This window comes from Arthrobacter sp. AFG20, assembly GCF_002892795.1.
Lineage (GTDB): Bacteria > Actinomycetota > Actinomycetes > Actinomycetales > Micrococcaceae > Arthrobacter.
This window is the reverse complement of the sequence record NZ_PJMC01000001.1, coordinates 427,248-444,696: the sequence shown is the minus strand read 5'-3', so window position 1 is coordinate 444,696 and position 17,449 is coordinate 427,248. Positions and strand designations below refer to the sequence as shown.

15 protein-coding genes are annotated in these 17,449 nt (G+C 67.7%); 2 read left to right on the top strand and 13 right to left on the bottom strand.

The genetic code is table 11. The features are described from left to right. Positions 1–442: 442 nt before the first annotated feature. The 4 genes from tyrS to CXZ05_RS01980 form a co-directional block, all read right to left on the bottom strand. Positions 443–1,756 carry a tyrosine--tRNA ligase gene (gene tyrS / locus CXZ05_RS01995; RefSeq protein ID WP_102970924.1) on the bottom strand — a complete coding sequence of 438 codons (1,314 nt, stop codon included), beginning with the start codon at positions 1,754–1,756 and terminating at the stop codon, positions 443–445. A 92-nt stretch (positions 1,757–1,848) separates the two neighbouring features. Further along, positions 1,849–4,077, bottom strand: a complete 2,229-nt coding sequence (locus CXZ05_RS01990) for an AAA family ATPase (RefSeq protein ID WP_102970923.1) — start codon at positions 4,075–4,077, stop codon at positions 1,849–1,851. A gap of 126 nt (positions 4,078–4,203) precedes the next feature. Continuing rightward, positions 4,204–4,761 (bottom strand): adenine phosphoribosyltransferase, encoded by a 558-nt coding sequence (locus tag CXZ05_RS01985; RefSeq protein WP_102970922.1) that lies wholly within the window; start codon positions 4,759–4,761, stop codon positions 4,204–4,206. Positions 4,762–4,770: 9 nt separating this feature from the next. Then, positions 4,771–5,409 (bottom strand): DNA-3-methyladenine glycosylase, encoded by a 639-nt coding sequence (locus tag CXZ05_RS01980; RefSeq protein WP_102970921.1) that lies wholly within the window; start codon positions 5,407–5,409, stop codon positions 4,771–4,773. Between the two features lie 112 nt (positions 5,410–5,521). On the opposite strand from CXZ05_RS01980, the gene CXZ05_RS01975 reads away from it, so the two are divergent. Together CXZ05_RS01975 and CXZ05_RS01970 are read left to right on the top strand one after the other, a co-directional pair. Then, positions 5,522–7,120: a DNA-3-methyladenine glycosylase 2 family protein gene (locus CXZ05_RS01975; protein WP_102970920.1), complete on the top strand. Its 1,599-nt coding sequence runs from the start codon at positions 5,522–5,524 to the stop codon at positions 7,118–7,120. 55 nt (positions 7,121–7,175) lie between these two features. Beyond that, complete coding sequence (locus CXZ05_RS01970; protein ID WP_102970919.1) at positions 7,176–7,703, top strand: methylated-DNA--[protein]-cysteine S-methyltransferase; 528 nt, start codon at positions 7,176–7,178, stop codon at positions 7,701–7,703. A 10-nt stretch (positions 7,704–7,713) separates the two neighbouring features. Here the strand turns inward: CXZ05_RS01970 and CXZ05_RS01965 are convergent, their stop codons facing one another. The 9 genes from CXZ05_RS01965 to argC all read right to left on the bottom strand — a co-directional run bounded on the left by CXZ05_RS01965 (position 7,714) and on the right by argC (position 17,339). Further along, a complete protein-coding gene (locus CXZ05_RS01965; protein WP_102970918.1) occupies positions 7,714–8,469 on the bottom strand; it encodes a maleylpyruvate isomerase family mycothiol-dependent enzyme in 756 nt (251 codons plus the stop codon). Positions 8,470–8,587: 118 nt separating this feature from the next. Beyond that, positions 8,588–10,060 carry an argininosuccinate lyase gene (gene argH, locus CXZ05_RS01960; protein ID WP_102970917.1) on the bottom strand — a complete coding sequence of 491 codons (1,473 nt, stop codon included), beginning with the start codon at positions 10,058–10,060 and terminating at the stop codon, positions 8,588–8,590. Further along, a complete protein-coding gene (locus tag CXZ05_RS01955) occupies positions 10,060–11,265 on the bottom strand; it encodes an argininosuccinate synthase (protein ID WP_102970916.1) in 1,206 nt (401 codons plus the stop codon). Before CXZ05_RS01955 ends, argH begins: the two co-directional genes overlap by 1 nt. A gap of 75 nt (positions 11,266–11,340) precedes the next feature. Further along, positions 11,341–11,877, bottom strand: coding sequence for an arginine repressor (locus CXZ05_RS01950; protein WP_102970915.1), 537 nt, complete (start codon positions 11,875–11,877; stop codon positions 11,341–11,343). Continuing rightward, positions 11,877–12,884 carry an ornithine carbamoyltransferase gene (argF, locus tag CXZ05_RS01945; protein WP_102970914.1) on the bottom strand — a complete coding sequence of 336 codons (1,008 nt, stop codon included), beginning with the start codon at positions 12,882–12,884 and terminating at the stop codon, positions 11,877–11,879. The genes CXZ05_RS01950 and argF overlap by 1 nt, the downstream gene beginning before the upstream one ends. Next, positions 12,881–14,158, bottom strand: coding sequence for an acetylornithine transaminase (locus CXZ05_RS01940; protein ID WP_102970913.1), 1,278 nt, complete (start codon positions 14,156–14,158; stop codon positions 12,881–12,883). The genes argF and CXZ05_RS01940 overlap by 4 nt, the downstream gene beginning before the upstream one ends. Then, a complete protein-coding gene (argB, locus tag CXZ05_RS01935) occupies positions 14,155–15,114 on the bottom strand; it encodes an acetylglutamate kinase (RefSeq protein WP_102970912.1) in 960 nt (319 codons plus the stop codon). Before argB ends, CXZ05_RS01940 begins: the two co-directional genes overlap by 4 nt. A 30-nt stretch (positions 15,115–15,144) precedes the next feature. Next, positions 15,145–16,311 carry a bifunctional glutamate N-acetyltransferase/amino-acid acetyltransferase ArgJ gene (gene argJ, locus CXZ05_RS01930; RefSeq protein ID WP_102970911.1) on the bottom strand — a complete coding sequence of 389 codons (1,167 nt, stop codon included), beginning with the start codon at positions 16,309–16,311 and terminating at the stop codon, positions 15,145–15,147. Continuing rightward, positions 16,308–17,339 carry an N-acetyl-gamma-glutamyl-phosphate reductase gene (gene argC, locus CXZ05_RS01925; protein WP_102970910.1) on the bottom strand — a complete coding sequence of 344 codons (1,032 nt, stop codon included), beginning with the start codon at positions 17,337–17,339 and terminating at the stop codon, positions 16,308–16,310. The genes argJ and argC overlap by 4 nt, the downstream gene beginning before the upstream one ends. Between the last annotated feature and the right edge of the window lie 110 nt (positions 17,340–17,449).

Below are 17,449 nucleotides of genomic sequence, written 5' to 3'. Positions count from 1 at the left end.
GAAACCAGCCAAAAACACCAGACCACACCACGGAGGCGGCACGGTCCGGCAAATTCAACCAATTCATGAAAAAATCGGTATCAACAAACTTGGCACACTATTGAGTTCTCAAACAACAGACACATTCGAATACTCGCGAAACAATTCCGTATAAATACTCGGGAATTTTATTGTTTCGCATTTCTTCGCTGCGATGTTTCCAGCTTATTTCATTCATTTTCACTTTGCAAATCCGGGTTATTCACCCGGCATTTACCCCGTGGAACGAATCCGCCCAGCACTAATGGAAGCTTTTCTTCATTCATGCTTTGAAGTTGAAGAATTGCTTCTCAGTGAAGGGGGTTTGTCACCGCTCAGCGGCGGCGACTCAGAAGACATTACACGCTCCCCCACGGCCGTGCAAATCGGCTGCGGAGGAGCGTGCAATTGCTCGGTTCCGGTGCTAGGCGCCGGTTACCTCAACCGTGGCCAGGTTTTTCTTGCCGCGGCGGAGCAGCAGGTACTTGCCGTGCAGGAGCTGGGACGGAGAGATCACCGCGTCCGGGTCCGTGACCTTCGCGTTGTTGACGTAGGCGCCGCCCTCGCCGACGACGCGGCGCGCGGCGGACTTGCTGTCCGACAGTCCCGAGGCCACCAGCAGGTCGATGATGCCCAGGCCCGCTCCGTCCACGGAAGCAGACGGCAGTTCGGCCGTCGCCGCGGCCAGCGTCTGCTCATCGAGCACCGACAGATCGCCGTTTCCGAAGACAGCGGCAGAAGCGGCAATGACCTTTTCTGTGGCTTCGGCTCCGTGGACCAGGGCCGTCACTTCGTAGGCAAGCTTCCGCTGGCCTTCGCGGGCGAAGGGGCGCTCGGCGACGGACGCTGCCACATCCTCGATCTCGGCACGGGTCAGGAAAGTGAACACCTTCAGCCGGTCCACAACATCCGCATCGGCGGTGTTCAGCCAGAACTGGTAGAAGGTGTACGGGCTGACCATGGCAGAGTCCAGCCAGATGGCGTTGCCCTCGCTCTTGCCGAACTTGGTGCCGTCCGAGTTGGTGATGAGCGGAGTGCCCAGAGCGTGAACCGTCTTGCCCTCAACCTTGCGGATCAGTTCGGTGCCGCTGGTGAGGTTGCCCCACTGGTCGGATCCGCCGGTCTGCAGCATGCAGCCATAGTCGCGGTAGAGCTCGAGGTAATCCATGCCCTGCAGGATCTGGTAGCTGAACTCCGTGTAGCTGATGCCTTCCTCGGAGCTGAGGCGTGAAGCCACGGCGTCCTTGCGCAGCATCGTTCCCACGCGGAAGTGCTTGCCGACCTCGCGGAGGAAGTCGATCGCGCTCAGCGGCGCGGTCCAGTCGAGGTTATTGACCATCCGGGCAGCGTTGGCGCCATCGAAGCTGAGGAAACGGCGGACCTGGGCCTGCAGGTAGCCGACCCACTCGGAAACGGTGTCCTTGGTGTTCAGGGTCCGTTCCGCCGTCGGTCGCGGATCGCCGATCAGCCCGGTGGAACCGCCCACGAGGCCCAGCGGCTTGTGGCCGGCCAGCTGAAGCCGCCTCATGAGGAGGAGCTGGACCAGGTTTCCCAGGTGAAGGCTCGGTGCCGTGGGATCGAATCCGCAGTAATAAGTGACCGGTTCCCCGGCGAGGAGCTTCTCCAGTTCCACCTCGTCGGTGGATACGTGGACAAGGCCGCGCCATTTGAGCTCCTGCCAGATGTTGGCGAAGCTGGGGTCGTTCTGCTGGGATTCGAGGTCGTTTAGTTGTGACACGCCTTCTAAGTTAGCAGGATCAGCGGCCTCCGGACCCTCGTGAAGGGCTGGAGACAGGCCGGGCCGCGAACGACCGGCCTGCCCAGGAGATATTAACGCTCGATGCCCGCCGGAACGTCCGCGGCCGCGATCAGCCGAAGCCGCTGGGTGGGGCGGGTCATGGCGACGTACAAATCACCGACCCTGCCGTGCTCATGGTTCAGCATGGCGCTCGGTTCAAGGACCACGACGCCGTCGAACTCGAGTCCCTTGGCTTCCCGCGGGCTGATGACCACCACGTCCTGTTCGTAACTGCCGGCGCCGGTACCGAGCCTGGAGCCATACTTCGCGCGGAGCGCGGCGGTGGCCTCCCTCAGCAGGTCGCCGTCGGCAATCACGGCGAGCAGGCCGCCGTCGAGCGCTTGGAGCTCCTCGGGAAGGACCTCCACCAGCCGGTTCACGAGGTCCGACTTCTCCACGCGGTCGATGATCGGCGACCAGCGGCCTTCCCGGACGGCCTTCGGGGCGGAGACCACCAGCCCGGCGGCGTTGGCCATGCGTGCCGCCGCTTCGGCGATTTGCGACGGCGTCCGGTAGTTCACCGTCAGCTCCTCCAGCTGCCAGCGGTCGCCGAACATCGGTGCGAGGGCTCCCTGCCATGACTTCGCGCCGGCCACGGAGCTGGTCTGCGCGATATCCCCCACGATCGTGAAGGACTTGAGGGGGCAGCGCCGGACCAGGAGCCGCCACTGCATGGGCGACAGTTCCTGGGCCTCGTCGACAACGATGTGGCCGAAGGCCCAGGTGCGGTCACTGGTGGCGCGCTCGGCGGCCGTCAGACGGGCCTCGCGCTCCTCGTTTTGCTCAACGAGTTCCTCGGCGGACATCAGGACATCGACGCCGGCGGACTCCATGTTGACCAGGGTCTGCCGGGCGTTGGCCAGGGCGCGGGCCCGGTCCTGCTCCTGCTGGGCGAGGCCGCGACCTGCAGCCGGGTCCAGCTCACCGAGCAGTTCAGCTGCTTCGTCCAGCAGGGGGACGTCGGCCTCGGTCCAGGGGGCATCCGGAGCCCGCAGCAGGAGCTCGCGTTCCCTGGCGGTCAGCCCGGGGGTGCAGGCTTCAAGGAGCGCGGGCTTGCTGAGGAGTTCGCCCACGAGCTTCTCGGGCGTCATCGGCATCCAGCAGAGGTTCAGCGCGACACGCACATCGCGAGCTGTCCGGACGTCCTCGGCAAGGTAGGACCGGTCGGCGTTATTGCCGATGTTGCCGGCTTCGACGAGCTCGGTCATCTGCTCGGTCAGCTCGCGGAGCAGGATCTTGACGAACGTAACGCGGGCCTCGTTGTGCGGCTTGCCGGTGGAGCGTGCGCGTTCACGGGCGCGGCGGACCTGACGGGGCGTGAGGGTCAGCTTGCGGCCGTCCACTTCCAGGATCCGGTTTTCGGCCGGAATGCGCTGCCGGTTGGCCACGGCATTCGCGATGACCTCAGCCATCTCCAGCCTGCCCTTGATGGCGGCAACATCCGCCTCCTGCTCCGGCACGGCGTTGATGCCCGGCATGAGCCTGCCCAGGCTGGCCATGACGACGCCGGTTTCACCCAGCGACGGCAGGACGCGTTCGATGTATTTCATGAACGACGACGACGGCCCCACCAGCAGCACGCCGGCGGACTTAAGCCGGTCACGGTGGGTGTACAGCAGATAGGCGGCGCGGTGCAGGGCCACGGCGGTTTTTCCGGTGCCGGGGCCGCCCTGCACCACGAGGGCGCCGGAGATGGAGGACCGGATGATGCGGTCCTGCTCGGACTGGATGGTGCCCACGATGTCCGACATGCGGCCCGTGCGCTTGGAATTCAGGGCGGCCAGCAGGGCGCCCTCGCCCTGCAGCGAGTCGGCGTCGGAGAGCATGTCGGCGTCCAGGACGTCGTCCTCAATGGCCTTGACCTCGCGGCCCTGCAGGATCAGGTGCCGGCGCCGGCGCACTCCCTGGCGGTCAAATGCTGTGGCCTGGTAGAAATGGCCGGCCTCAGGCGCGCGCCAGTCGACCATGAGCCGGACGAGGTCCTCGGTGGTGAGCCCGATGCGGCCAATGTACTGTGCCTCGCCGGAGTCCAGGTCCAGCCGGCCGAACACCAGGCGGTCGTCGACGGCGTCGAGCTGGGCAAGGCGGTCCTCGTACAGGGCCGCGAAGGCATCGCGTTCAGAGACGTTCTGCATGGTGCCGATTGCTCCCGCGCGGCGCACCTGGGCCAGCTGGGCGCGCTTTTCCGCGCGCAATTCATCAAGCCGTGTGTACAGGCCGGCTACATAGTCCCGTTCGTGGGCCAAATCGGCGTCGTGCATCGTTCCCCTATCGCAAAAGACAGACCGTCCATTCTATAACCTTTTCGGCTCACGTGGCGGCTGTTGAGTCGCTTAGAGCAGGTTATCTGACGTGGCGGCTCCGTCCCTCACCGACAAGGCCGCTGGTCAGAGCCGCAACAGTGACCGCACGCGGTGCCCGGCCAGGGCGGAGCGGCCGCGCAGCTCGCCGAGCTCCATCACCACCCCCACGCCCGAGACGTGGACCCCGCAGCGTTCAAACAGGCGGGCGGCAGCCCCGAGGGTGCCGCCCGTGGCCAGGACGTCATCGAGGATCAGCACCCGGCTGCCGCGGGCCAAATCCGTGGTGTGAAGTTCCAGCGTGGCGTTGCCGTATTCCAAGGCGTAGTCCTCGGAGTAGACCTCGCGCGGCAGCTTCCCGGCCTTGCGCACTGTCACCACGCCGGTGCCGGTGGCGTAAGCCGCGGCGGCGGCGAGCAGGAAGCCCCGTGCCTCGACGCCGGCCACGGCATCGAACTGCCCCTTGAACGGTTCCACGAGCGCGTCAACGACTGCCCGGAACGCGGGACCGTCGGCAAAGACGGGGGTCAGGTCCTTGAAGGTGATTCCGGGTTTGGGGTAGTCCGGAACGGTCGCGCAGAGGCTGGTAATGAGTTCGTCCACGGGGACGGGCCGAGGGGCAGGGGCTTGTTCGCTGTGGTTCACCCGTCCAGCCTACGCCCGCGGCGGACGCGCCTTTGCAGCCTTGTAACGGGACACCGTGGGGTCGCCGGTGAGCCAGAACCGCCATGGATAATCGTGCGTGCCGCCGTGGCCGGCTACGCCGACCCGCGGCCCCGTGCTGACGTGGGCGGCTGGTGCGGGCGGCAGCACCAGGCCAAACGGTGTGTCCAGGGCGTCCCGCCCACTGTCCTCGGTAGTCAGCCCGAGTGCGGTGGCCAGCCGCGCGGGTCCGCTGGCCAAGTCCTTTGCGGCTTTCGACGTCGGCCGGCGCGCGAGGGCCAGTTCCCGGCCCTCGACGATTTCACCCGCACGCAGGAGGACAGCGGAGGCGTGGCCCGCCGGGCCGCAGACGATGTTGGCGCAGTAGTGCATGCCATACGTGAAGTAGACGTAGAGGTGGCCGGCCGGGCCGAACATGGGGGCGTTCCTGCGGGTGGGTCCCCGGTAGGTGTGGGAGCCGGGATCAGGGTGCAGTGAATCGACGGGTCCCATGTAGGCCTCGAGTTCGGTGATCCGGACGGCGACGGAACCCTCCTCGCTGTCGTGCGTCAGGACGGCACCCAGGAGCAGCGGGGCGATTTCGCGGGCGTCGCCGGACAGGAACTGCCGCACAGGGCCGCTGGTGGTCATGCCCCGACTTTACCGAAGCGCCTGTTGTCCGGGCCTGATGCCTCGGGAAGCCTTCCATGGCCATGTCCGATTTCCGCTAGCAGGCCCCCTTGGGGACTGGCAGGATGGAGTCATGGACTTCTGGCAGCGCTACCGCGCCATCGACGCGCGGGACACCCGTTTCGACGGGCAGTTCTTCACGGCGGTGCGGACCACGGGCATCTACTGCCGGCCGTCGTGCCCGGCAAGGACGCCCAAGGCGGAGAACGTAACTTTCTATGAGACGTCCGCCGCCGCCCACGAGGCCGGCTACCGCGCCTGCAAGCGCTGCCTGCCTGAGGCCGTGCCGGGCACACCGGCCTGGAACCTCCGTTCGGATATCGCCGGCCGGGCCATGCGGCTGATCAATGACGGCGTGATCAACCGCGACGGCGTTGAGGGGCTCGCGTCGCGGCTTGGCTATTCGTCCCGGCAGCTGAACCGGATCCTCAGCCATGAACTCGGCGCCGGTCCCCTGTCCCTGGCCCGGGCCAGCAGGGCACAGACTGCGCGGACGCTGCTGGTCTCCACCAAGATGAAGCTCGCAGATGTCGCCTTCGCCGCCGGCTTCAGCAGCGTCCGCCAGTTCAACGAGACCGTGGCCGAGGTGTTCGACATGACGCCCACCGCGATGCGCAGCACCGCCCGGCACCATCCGTCAGGCACCGCGAGCACCTCACTCACGCTTGCGCTCCCCTACCGCGAACCGTTCGACCCGGGCGTGTTCAGCTTCCTCGCCGTCCGCGCCATTCCGGGGATCGAGGCCGGAACCGCAACGTCCTATGCCCGTACGCTGCGGCTTCCGCATGGGGACGCGCGGTTCAGCGTGGAGTACACGGGCGTCGAATACTCCGGTGCAGGGAACGGCACAGGAGAGGGTGCAACTGTAAAGTACGACGGCGGGCCGCGCGGGCGGCCGCTGGTGCTCACCATCGGCGCGGTGGACCTCCGGGATCTGCCGGCCCTGCTGAGCAGGGTACGCCGGCTTTTTGACCTCGACGCCGATCCCGTCGCCATTGACGGCGCGCTCGGTGCGGATCCCCGGCTTTCGGCGTCCGTGGCGGCGGTGCCGGGGATCCGCCTGCCGGGCGCCCTCGATCCGCAGGAACTGCTTATCCGGGCGATGGTGGGGCAGCAGATCACCGTGGCCGCCGCGCGCACGGCCCTCACGCAGCTGGCCGCGGCCGGCAGTCCCAGCGCGGCCGCTGGCGACGGGCTTTCCCGGCTGTTCCCGTCGCCGGCGCAGATCGCCGAAGCCGGCCCAGAACTGCTGCGCGGGCCGCGGCGCAGGACTGAGTCTCTGCTGGGCGTTGCCGAGGCGCTGGCCGAAAGCACGCTGGACCTTGGCTACGGGGACGACCTGCCCGGCCTGTCCGCCAAGCTGCTGCCGCAGCCGGGCGTCGGACCGTGGACCGTGGGATACGTGGCCATGCGGGTCATCGGCGCACCGGACATCTTCCTCGCCAACGACGCAGCGGTACGCAACGGCATCCGGGCGCTGTCCGGCGACGACAGCCCGATAACCCGTACTCCGGGACCGGGCGCCGCGCCGTCGCCGGACTTCCGCGAAGTCGGTCCCTGGCGTTCGTACGCCACCATGCACCTCTGGCGCGCCGCTGCAGCTGCGTCCAAAACTGCTGTATCCCGCACTCCCGCAGCGCACAGGGCGCAGCCAACCAAAGCGACAGCGTGAAATGAAAGTGACGAGTGCAATGACAAGCGACAGTGCGATGAAAAGTGACAGTGCAATGAAAGCCCAGCTGCTCACCATGACAACGCCGGACGGGCCGTTCACCATCATCGCCCGCGACGGCGTGGTGCTCGCCTCGGGCTGGACGGCCGACCCGCAGGACCTGACGGGCCAGATCCATCCGCAGCTCCTGCCGGAAGCCTACGAGGCGGTGGAGCATCTCGGGCCGATTTCCGCGGCCGTGGAGGCCTTCTACGCGGGCGATCCTGCTCCTGCCATGAACGTGCCCGTCCTGCAGAAATCGGGCCCGTTCCGCGCCCACGCGTGGGACGTGCTCCGCACCGTCAGCCCGGGGACGCCGGTCACCTACACGGAATACGCTGAGCTGTCCGGCAATGCAAAGGCAGTCCGGGCCGCCGCCAGCGCCTGCGCCTTCAACGCGGCGGCGCTGTTCGTTCCGTGCCATCGGGTGGTCCGCACGGACGGCACGATGGGCGGCTTCCGCTGGGGGCTGCGGATCAAGGAAAGCCTGCTGGCCCGCGAAAAGCAGGGCTCACCGCCGGTTGAGCTGCTGACGTGCGGATAGGGCCCTGGTGCTACTTCGCCGGAACCCCGGAAGGCCACGGCAGCAGTTCCGGCAGGTCCACGCCGTCGGCCGCGGCTGAAGCGCGCAGGCTGCCCAGCGACGGCTCCCGTCCGGCGAGCCACGCGGCGATATCGGTGACCATGCCGCTAATGACCGTAGAGCGGCCGCCAGTCCCGATCGTCACCGGCTGCATGCCAAGCGGCTGCAGCACCAGCTTCTGCTCCTCCGGCACGCGTGCGGCCAGGAAGGTGAACAGGTGCTCGCAGAACGGCCTGCTCCACGTTTCCGGGCCGCGGCCGGTATTGAGGTCGGAGGCGTGGATCACGAGCTCGCGCCATAGCGCCAGGCCGCCGTCCAGCACCACTCCCCCGCGGTAGGAAATGGGCGCGCGCCAGCCCGCCGCGCCAACCGCACCAGCGTTCCCATTGAGCGAGTCGAAGGCGCGCAGCGCCCGCTCCAGTGCTGCGTCCAGGTCCGCGCGGTGCTGGGCCAGAGCATGCCCGGCGCTCATTTCGATGGCCTTCGTGCGGCCCTCATAGCCGCCGTCGTACAGTTCCACCGTTTCGCCGCGCGCGGCGTATTCGAGCTGCCGCGCCATCGCGTTGGAGATGCCCGCTATGTGCGCGAGGACGTGCCCGCGGGTCCAGCCCGGAAGGGCCGAGGGGGCCGGGACGTCAGCCTCGGTGAGTTTGGCCACCAGGGAGGACACGGCGTCGGCCGCCTTGTGGAGTTCGGCGAGCAGAGTGTCAGGTGTGATCGCGGTCATGCCGCAATCGTAGCGGAGGGTTAATCCCGCTTAACGCCAACGAGATGGCACTTCGCGGCAGCAGTTTCGAAAAACATTGCCGCAAAGTGCCACCTCGGTGGCTGGGACGTGCCGGACGCTATCCCGCGTACCCGCGGACGCCGTTAAGCTCGCCTTCCAGCGCAGCTAGCTGGCGCTCGACGGCGGCCGGTGCGGTGCCGCCCTGCGAGTTCCGGCTGTTCAGCGAGCCCTCGGTGGACAGGACCGAGCGGACTTCCGGCGTCAGGTGCTCCGAGATGGCGGCATACTCCTCGTCCGTCAGGTCCCAGAGTTCGACGTTGCGGCTTTCGGCCTGCTTCACGGCCGCGCCGGACAGTTCGTGCGCTTCGCGGAACGGCACACCCTGGCGGACCAGCCACTCGGCGATGTCCGTGGCAAGCGCGAAGCCCTGGGGAGCCAGCGATTCCATCCGCTCGGTGTTGAACGTCAGCGTGGCGATCATGCCGGAGACAGCCGGGAGCAGGAGCTCGAGGGTGTCGGCGGCGTCGAACACCGGCTCCTTGTCCTCCTGCAGGTCGCGGTTGTACGCGAGCGGCAGGCCCTTCAGCGTGGCCAGCAGGCCGGTGAGGTTGCCGATCAGCCGGCCGGCCTTGCCGCGGGCCAGCTCTGCCACGTCCGGGTTTTTCTTCTGCGGCATGATGGACGACCCCGTGGAGTAGGAATCGTGCAGGGTGACGAAGGAGAATTCCTTCGTGGCCCACAGGATGACTTCCTCCGAGACCCGGGACAGGTCAACACCGATCATGGCGGTGACCCAGGCGAACTCGGCGAAGACGTCGCGGGAGGCGGTGCCGTCGATCGAGTTGTGCGTTGCCGAGAAGAAGCCCAGGTCAGCCGCCACGGCCTCGGGGTCAAGGCCCAGCGAGGAGCCCGCGAGGGCACCGGAACCGTACGGCGAAACGCCGGCGCGCTTGTCCCAGTCCTGGAGCCGCTGCACATCGCGCAGCAGCGCCCAGGCGTGGGCCAGCAGGTGGTGGCTGAGCAGGACGGGCTGCGCGTGCTGGAGGTGGGTCCGTCCGGGCATGGCCACACCTTGGTGCGCCTTGGCCTGGTCCACCAGCGCCTCGATCGTTGCCAGCACGCCGCGGGCAATGATCCGGGCGTGGTCGCGCAGGAACATGCGGCCCAGCGTGGCCACCTGGTCGTTGCGTGACCGCCCGGCGCGGAGCTTGCCGCCCAGCTGGGTACCGGCGCGCTCGATAAGTCCGCGCTCCAGCGAGCCGTGGACGTCCTCGTCGGACTCCGCGGGCAGGTAGGCCCCGGAGGCAACGTCGTCGTCCAGCTGAGCCAGGGCAGCAAGCATGCCTTCGAGCTCGGCATCGTCCAGCAGCCCGGCCTTGTGCAGCACGCGGGCGTGCGCCTTGGATCCGGCGATGTCGTAGCGGGCCAGGCGCCAGTCGAAGTGCGTCGACTTGCTCAGCGCCGCCAGCGCGTCGGCGGGGCCGCCGGCGAACCGGCCGCCCCACAGTGCGCCTTCATTTGTCCCCGAGCGCGCCCCAGTCTCGCTTCGCTCGGCTGGGGACCCCTGCGCTCGTGGGCCCAGGTCCTCCATCACTGTCCTGCGACGCGGATATCGCGGCCGGAGGCGACCTTGGCGGACATGCCCCACAGCTCGATGAAGCCGCGGGCCATGGACTGGTCGAACGTGTCGCCGGTGTCGTAGGTGGCGAGGTCGAAGTCGTAGAGCGAGGTGTCGGAGCGGCGTCCGTTCACGATCGCCTGGCCGCCGTGCAGCACCATGCGGATGTCGCCGGAGACGTACTTCTGGGTGTCCTCGATGAAGGCGTCGAGGGAGCGCTTGAGCGGGGAGAACCACTGGCCGTCGTAGACCAGTTCGGCCCAGCGCTGGCCAACGGTGGCCTTGAAGCGGGCCTGCTCGCGCTCGATGGTGATGTCCTCGAGGTGCTTGTGCGCGGTGATCAGCGCCATGGCACCCGGTGCTTCGTAGATTTCGCGGGACTTGATGCCCACGAGGCGGTCCTCGACCACGTCGATCCGGCCCACGCCCTGGGCGCCGGCACGGCGGTTCAGTTCCTTGATGGCCTGCAGCGGGGTGACCTTCACGCCGTCGATCGCCACCGGCACGCCTGCCTCGAAGGAGATGGTGACTTCATCCGGGGCCGGCGGGAACTCCGGGGTGGCGGTGTAGTCGTAGATGTCCTTGGTGGGGGCGTTCCAGATGTCCTCGAGGTAGCCGGTTTCGACGGCGCGTCCCCAGACGTTCTGGTCGATCGAGTACGGGTTCTTCTTGGTGGTCTCGATCGGCAGGCCCTTTTCCTCGGCGAAGGCGATGGCCTTGTCGCGGGTGAGGGCGAGGTCGCGGACCGGAGCGATGCACTTCAGGTCCGGTCCGAGGGTCTGGATGCCCACCTCGAAGCGGACCTGGTCGTTGCCCTTGCCGGTGCAGCCGTGGGCCACGGTGGTGGCGCCGAATTCGCGGGCGGCCTTGACCAGGTGCTTGACGATCACCGGGCGGGAAATAGCGGAGACCAGCGGGTAGTGGCCCTGGTAGAGGGCGTTGGCCTTCAGCGTGGGCACGCAGTATTCGTTGGCGAACTCGTCAGACGCGTCGGCCACGTAGGCCTCGACGGCGCCGCAGCCGAGGGCGCGCTGGCGGATGGTCTCCAGCGATTCGCCGCCCTGTCCGACGTCGACCGCCACGGCGATGACCTCGGCTCCGGTGGCTTCACCGATCCAGCCGATGGCTACGGAAGTATCCAGGCCACCTGAGTAGGCCAGAACAATACGCTCAGTCACGGAATATGCTCCTTAGTTGTTGTTTGTTTTTTTGTTTGTCTGTGTTTATACGTCGTGGAAGAAAGCGGCCGGACGCTACTGGCCCGTGCCGGCTTCCTCGGCGAGCTGCAGGAACCGGGCCGCCAGGTCCGGCCCGCCCAGCGGGTCCCGGGCCACCAGCAGCACGGTGTCGTCCCCGGCGATGGTGCCCAGGATCGAGGGCATCACGGAATGGTCGATGGCGAGGGCGAGGAAGTTCGCCGCGCCCGGCGGCGTGCGGAGCACGGCCAGGTTGGCCGAGGCCTCCGCCGTGACCAGCAGTTCGCCGCACAGCCGTGCCAGCCTGGCGTCGAGGATTTCCTGGCTGACCCCGCTCTTGGCCGCCCGCTCCCCGCCTTCACCGGGGACCGCGTACACCAGCACGCCTTCCTTGCCGCGGACGCGGACGGCACCAAGCTCCACCAGGTCACGCGACAGCGTGGCCTGGGTGACCTGCACGCCGTCGTCCGCGAGCAGCGCCGCAAGCTCCGCCTGCGAACGCACCGATTCGCCGGTCAGGATCGCGGTGATCCGCGCCTGGCGGGCGGTCTTGGTGGCCGGGCTCGCGCCCGGGGCCGCCGGGTTGGTGGACACTAGAACGTGCTCTCCCCGGTGCCTTCAACCGGAGAAAGACCGTCGACGAACGCCAGCCCGGACCGGTGCATGAGCCAGGCCATGAGCCCCTTCTGCGCGTGCAGCCGGTTCTCCGCCTCGTCCCACACGATGGACTGCGGGCCGTCAATCACGCCGGCCGAAATTTCATAGCCGCGGTAGGCGGGCAGGCAGTGCAGCACGACGGCGTCGGCAGCGGCCTGGGCCAGCGCGGCCTCGTCCACGGAGTATTCACGGAACAGCTGCATCCGTGCTTCCTTTTCGGCTTCCTGGCCCATGGAGACCCAGGTGTCGGTGGCAACGACGTCGGCGCCCTTGAGTGCCTCCGCCGCGTCGGTGGTGATGAGGACGGAGCCGCCGGTCTCGGCGGCACGTTCCTGGGCGGCGGCCACGATGCCGGCCGCGGGCAGGTAGCCCTCGGGGCCGGCGATGCGGACGTGCATGCCGGCCGTGACGCCGGCCAGCAGGTAGGAGTTGGCCATGTTGTTGGCGGCGTCGCCGAGGTAGGCCATGGTGAGGCCCTTGAGTTCACCCTTGTGCTCCTTGACGGTCAGGAGGTCAGCCAGCAGCTGGCACGGGTGGTAGTCGTCGCACAGCGCGTTGATGACCGGAACCTTGGAGTTTTCGGCCATTGCAACGAGGCCGGAGTGCGCGCCGGTCCGCCACACGATGGTGGAAACCATGCGCTCGAGGACCTTGGCGGTGTCCTCCACGGATTCCTTGTGGCCGATCTGCGCCTCGCCCGGGTTGATGATCAGGGCGTTGCCGCCCATGTCCGCCACGCCGGTGGCAAAGGAGACCCTGGTCCGGGTGGAGGTCTTGTCGAAGATCACCGCAACGGTCTTGCGGCCGCTGCCTTCGGCGGCGAACGGCTGGACACTGTACGGCGCCGCCTTCATGCGTCCCGCGAGCTCCAGGACTTCCGCCTGCTCGGCAGGGCTCAGGTCCGTGTCCTTGAGGAAGTGGCGGATGGTGCCGGTGGAAGTCACTGTGCGTCCTTTGCGGTTTGCAGGATGGCCGGAAGGGCGGCCAGGAAACGGTCCGCCTGCTCGGTGGTCAGGATGAGCGGCGGGGCCAGGCGGATGGTGCGCGGGCCGGGGCTGTTGATGATGAAGCCGGCGTCCAGGGCCGCGGTCACGGCCGCTGGGGCGACGTCGGCGTCCAGGTCGAAGCCGATCAGCAGGCCCTCGCCGCGCACCTCGGTGACACCGTCGACGGCGGGCAGAGCCTGACGGATATGCTCGCCCACGGCGCGGACGTTGTCCAGCACGTGCTGGCTTTCGATGGCGTGCAGGGTGGCCAGGGCCGCCGCGGTGGCCACAGGGTTGCCGCCGAACGTGGTGCCGTGCTGCCCCGCGGACAGCAGCGACGACGTCTGCGCTCCGAACGTGACGAGCGCACCGATCGGGAAACCGCCGCCGAGGCCTTTGGCCAGGGTGATGGCGTCCGGGACGATCCCGGCGTCCTCGCTGGCCAGCCACTTGCCCGTGCGGGCGATGCCGGTCTGCACCTCGTCCAGGATCAGCAGGGCACCGGCCTCCGCGGTGAACTCGCGGGCGGCCTTCAGGTAGCCGGCCGGAAGGGGCCGGACGCCTGCCTCCCCCTGGATCGGTTCCAAGAAGACGGCAGCCACGGTGTCATCCACAGCGTTGCGCAGCGCTTCGATGTCCCCGAACGGGATGTGCTCAACGCCGCCGGGCATGGGCTCGAAGGGCTCGCGGTACGCTTCTTTGGCGGTGAGCGCCAGTGCACCCATGGTCCGGCCGTGGAATGCGCCTTCGAGCGCGATGATCCGGGTGCGGGGCTTGCCGCTCTCGGTTCCGGAGTTGCGGCGGGCCAGCTTAAAGGCGGCCTCGTTGGCCTCCGTCCCGGAGTTGGTGAAGAACACCTTGGAGCCGGCCGGGGCTGCACTGAGTTCCAGCAGCTTTTCGGCCAGCGCGATCTGCGTGGGGCTGGTGAAGAAGTTTGAAACGTGTCCCAGGGTGGCCAGCTGGCTGGAGATCACCGATGTCACGAACGGGTGGGCGTGGCCCAGCGCGTTGACGGCGATACCGCCCAGGAGGTCCAGGTACTCCTTGCCGTCGGCGTCCCAGACGAGGCAGCCGGCGCCGCGGACCAGCACCCGCTGCGGCGTACCGAAGACGCCCATCAGCGACGACGAGTAACGCGCCAACCAGTCGGCGCCGCTGGAATGGCCCTTGGTTTCGACCAGCTCAACCACCGGGGACTGCTCAACGACTGCGGATTGTTCAAAGTTGCTCATGCGTTCGTCTCCTCGTCCGGGACAACCTGGGTGCCGATGCCCGCCGTCGTAAAAGTTTCAAGAAGCATCGAATGGGGCAGCCGGCCGTCCACGATGTGCGCCCGCTCCACGCCCTCGTCGATCGCCTTGAGGCAGGCGGCCATCTTGGGGATCATGCCTGATTCGAGGCTGGGCAGCATGTCCCGCAGCTCGGAGGCTGTCAGGGAGGAAATGAGCGAGGATTTGTCCGGCCAGTTGGCGTAGAGGCCTTCGACGTCGGTCAGGATGACCAGCTTCGAGGCGCCCAGCGCGGAGGCCACGGCCGCCGCTGCGGTGTCCGCGTTGACGTTCAGGACCTGGCCGGTGGGCTGGAACCGGGCGGTGCCCGTCACGGCTTCCCCGGCGTCGGTGATCTCCGGGGCGACGGTGGAGATCACGGGGATCCGGCCGGCGTCGAGAATGTCCACGATGCCGGCGGGGTCGACTCCCACCACCTCGCCCACGAGCCCGAGGTCCACCTGCTCGCCGTCAACGACGGTTCCGGTGCGGACGGCGCGCAGCAGGCCGCCGTCTTCACCGGACATGCCGACGGCGTAGGGCCCGTGCGAGTTGATCAGGCCCACCAGTTCGCGGCCCACCTGGCCGGTGAGGACCATGCGCACCACGTCCATTGCCTCGGGCGTGGTCACACGCAGGCCGCCCTTGAACTCCGACTCGATGCCGAGCCTGCCCAGCATCGAGTTGATCTGCGGGCCGCCGCCGTGCACCACCACGGGGTGGATGCCCACGTGGTGGAGGAACACGACGTCCTCGGCGAAGGCGCGGCGCAGATCGTCATTGACCATGGCGTTGCCGCCGTACTTGATCACCATGGTGGTTCCGGCGAAGCGCTGGATCCACGGCAGGGCTTCGATGAGGGTGCCTGCCTTGTCTTGGGCATCACTCATGGACGTTGACTCGCGGGTCTGGGTGTTCATGCGGCTGGTTCTCCAGGGTTGCCGGCGGATCTAGCTTGAGTAGGCGCTGTTCTCGTGAACGTAGTCGTGCGTGAGGTCGTTGGTCCAGATGGTGGCTTCCGCCCCGCCGGCCTGCAGATCGATTTCCACGAGCACCTCGCGCGGTTCCAGGTCCACCAGCATGCGGTCCTGGCCGATGCCGCCGTTCTGGCAGATCTGGATGCCGTTCATGGACACGTTGAGCTGGTCCGCTTCGAACGCGGCGTCGGTGGTTCCCACGGCGGAGAGCACGCGGCCCCAGTTGGGGTCCTTGCCGAAGATGGCTGCCTTGAAGAGGTTGGAGCGGGCCACGGCGCGGCTGACGGTTTCGGCGTCGCGCTCAGTGGCGGCATTGAACGTCCGGATCGCGATGTCGTGGCTGGCGCCCTCGGCGTCGCCGATCAGCTTGCGGGCCAGCTCGGCGCAGACCTGGGTGAGGCCCTGGGCGAAGGTCCCGTCGGACGGAACGGCTTTGGAAGCGCCCGAGGCGAGCAGCACCACGGTGTCGTTGGTGGACATGCAGCCGTCAGAGTCGGCGCGGTCAAAAGTGACGCGGGTCGCGTCGCGGAGGGCAAGGTCGAGCAATTCCGGCTGGACGTCCGCATCCGTGGTGAGCACCACCAGCATGGTGGCCAGCCCGGGCGCCAGCATGCCTGCGCCCTTGGCGATGCCACCGATGGTGAATTCATTTCCGTCGGCGTCGGCGCCGGTGAAGACCGCCTGCTTGGACACCGTATCGGTGGTCATGATGGCCGTGGCGGCGTCGGGCCCGCCGTCCGCGCTCAGAGCTGCCGCGGCGGCATCGATGCCCGGGACGATCTTGTCCATGGGCAGCTGCTCGCCGATCAGGCCGGTGGAACAGACAAAGACGTCGGTGGCGGACAGGCCCAGCGCCTCGGCCGTTTTCTCCGCCGTCGTGTGCGTGTTCTGGAAGCCCTGCGGGCCGGTGCAGGCATTGGCGCCGCCGGAGTTGAGGATCACAGCGTCCACGCGGCCGTCCGAGACCACCTGGCGCGACCAGTGGACGGGGGCTGCGGCCACCCGGTTGGAGGTGAAGACGGCGGCTGCGGCCTTGGAGGGCCCGTCGTTGACCACGAGTGCGAGGTCCGGATTTCCTGAGGCCTTGAGGCCGGCCGTGACGCCGGAGGCACGGAATCCCTTGGGGGCGGTAATGGTCACGGGGCAACTCCCTGGAGGTTGAGGCCGGCGGTTTCCGGCAGGCCAAGGGCAATGTTCATGGACTGCACAGCTCCACCGGCGGTGCCTTTGGTCAGGTTGTCGATGGCGCAGGTGACAATGACGCGGCCGACGTGCTGGTCGAAAGCCAGCTGCATGGCGGCGTGGTTGGAGCCCTGCACGGACTTGGTGGTGGGCCACTGGCCTTCGGGCAGCAGGTGGACGAACGGCTCGTCGTCGTACGCCTCCGCCCAGGCACGGCGAAGTTCCTCGGCCCCGACGCCGGGCTTGACCCGTGCGGTGGCTGTGGTGAGGATGCCCCGGCTCATGGGTGCCAGGGTGGGCGTGAAGGAAACAGTCACCGGCTCGCCGGAGGCGTTGGACAGGCCCTGTTCGATTTCCGGCGTGTGCCGGTGGCCGCCGCCGACGCCATAGGGGCTCATGGACCCCATGACCTCGGCGCCGATGAGGTTCACCTTGGCTGCCTTGCCGGCGCCTGAGGTGCCGGACGCGGCGACGATGACGACGTCGTTCCCCTCGAGCAGGCCGCCGGCGAAGCCGGGCGTAAGGGCAAGCAGCGCCGACGTCGGGTAGCAGCCCGGAACGGCAATCCGGTTGGCGCCCTTGAGCTTCTCGCGCTGGCCCGGCAGCTCAGGCAGGCCGTACGGCCACGTTCCGGCGTGGTCCGAGCCGTAGAACTTTTCCCACGCGGTGGCGGACTCCAGGCGGTGGTCCGCGCCGGCGTCGATCACCACCGTCCCCTCGGGGAGCTTGGCCGCGATTTCGGCGGATGCCCCGTGCGGCAGGGCCAGGAACACGACGTCGTGCCCGGACAGGTTCTCCACGCTGGTGTCCTCGAGAATCCTGCTGGCCAGGCCATGGAGATGCGGCTGCAGTTCGCCTAGTCTGGAACCGGCGTTGCTGTGTGCCGTGATGGCTCCGATGGTGACGTCCGGATGGCCGGCCAGGAGGCGGAGGACTTCGCCGCCGGCGTAGCCGCTGGCCCCGGAAACGGCAACAGAAATAGTCATGAAGACGACTATACAGCAAGAGTATGCATAGGTCCCGATATTTATGCATGAACTGGGCGCGCCCGCCCGTCCGCCGCCACTCCCAGCCGCCGTATGATTGACAAAGGGTG